This window comes from Cellvibrio mixtus subsp. mixtus J3-8 (assembly GCF_000766945.1).
Lineage (GTDB): Bacteria > Pseudomonadota > Gammaproteobacteria > Pseudomonadales > Cellvibrionaceae > Cellvibrio > Cellvibrio mixtus_A.
On sequence record NZ_ALBT01000138.1, the window covers coordinates 1 to 1,715 of the forward strand.

At 56.1% G+C, this 1,715-nt stretch carries 2 protein-coding genes; both read right to left on the minus strand.

Going from position 1 to position 1,715, the window contains the following annotated elements; genetic code table 11:
* The coding region (locus A596_RS04995; RefSeq protein WP_039913062.1) for a cellulose binding domain-containing protein at window positions 1-338 on the minus strand (338 nt) is incomplete at its 3' end.
* A 27-nt stretch (window positions 339-365) separates the two neighbouring features.
* A partial coding sequence (locus A596_RS21915) for a YceI family protein (RefSeq protein ID WP_052417245.1) occupies window positions 366-1,715 on the minus strand: 1,350 nt, incomplete at its 5' end.

The window sequence follows — 1,715 nt, forward strand, 5'->3', positions numbered from 1 at the left end:
GGGTTATTCACCAGGAAACCAAACGACGCCGTACCGTTGGCCGCCAGGTTAGGGTTGTAAGGTGCATTCTTCACACACACATTTTTACCGGTCTGGGTGAACACACCGTCCCAGAGGTTGTTAACAACTTCACTCCCGGCAAAGGTCCAGCACAATTCCCAGGAGGTTTTGGCCGCACCGGTATTGGTGAAGGTGACTTTGTACTGGGCACCGGAGCCCCAGTTATTCACACTGGTGTAATCCACACTACAGGCGCCCTGGGCATTCACGCCACCGGCAGCCATGATGCCCAACGCCAGGCTGGAGGAGAGCATCGACAGTTTCAATAATTTTTTCATGATAGGTTCTCTCTAGGCTTCATCCAATTAACGGGCGTCAAAGACGAGCGCAAAGTCCACAGGAACGGCAACGCTGATGGAGGCAATACCCACTGCGGCACGCAGTGCTTCCACACCGGAGGTGAGGTTGTAGGTATCGGCTTTCACCAGCACCGGAGCGAGTGTTTGCACGAGGATGCGGCTATTCGATAGTTTCTGGACGGAGACCTTGGTGGTGATAGTGCCGTTCACCCCGTGGAGGTTGAGGCTGGCAGTCACATCGGTCGCTGCGGATTGGCCGGCAGCGAGGCCGCTGATCACGGTAGCAGGTACAGTCACAGTGATGGTGGCGGTGGGATAGGTTGCGGTTTCAAACAACAAATCCTTCATGCGTTGGTCACGCAGGGCCACACCGGTATTGACGGTGTTGAGGTCGATGGTAAGGGTCGCAACCCCGGCGCTGCTGATATCGCCACTCAAGCCGGTGAAGTTATGCACTTCCACGTTATGGGTGTTTTTGGTGGTGACGAAGTTCAGGTAGGAGTCGGTGGTGTTCAGGTTCCAGGCGGCGGTGTTAGCGACAGAAGAGCTTGAGCGGCTGCTGGAGCTTGGCGCTACCGAGGACGGTACTGAACTGCTGGTGACTGCCACGCTGGAAGACGAAGGTGTTACCGGACTGCTGGATTTGCTGGAAGAGCTTGGCGCTACTGACGCAACCGAGCTGCTGCTGGCAGGGGGTGGTGTAGTACCACAGCCGATAGGTTGTGTAGAGACAACCAGGTCATCCATCCAGACATCGGCGTTACGGCTGCTGAAGCTGTGGAAACCGAACATCACGAAGTTGAACTTGTCGCTCATCCAGTCGGCAGGCAAGCGGTTGTTGTTCCAGTCATCGGCAGAATCGATGGTGTGAACGAGGGTTCCATCGACCCACATGTGCAGGGTGTCGTAAGCCTGGTCAGCGAGGAAAGCGGTTTCCACGCAATACCATTTGTTGGCGGCGAGTTGCGGGCCACTCCACCATTGGGCTGCCTTGGGTGCAATGTCATCGCTGGGAATATGGTTGGTACCCAGTACGCCCTTGATTTGGCCTACACGAACTTCGTCATTGGCATCAGGGGTTTTCTTGATGCCGAAGAGATGTTCGTGGTTATCGCCTGCGACATTACCGAAGGGGACGCTGAGGTTAACGTAAGCGCGGGTATAGAGGCGCTGTGTGCCGGCGGGGAGGGCACGGATAATTTGTGCCGGGTTTTGGCCGCCTTTGAAGTGGATAGACTTGGTGCCGCTGTAGGCTTTGGTGCTATCGATCAAGGCGTAGGCAGTACCGGAGGGGGTGTTGCTGTTGTTGCGCACATAGCCGATGAAGTTATCCCAGCCGGCCGGTTGGGTATTGAC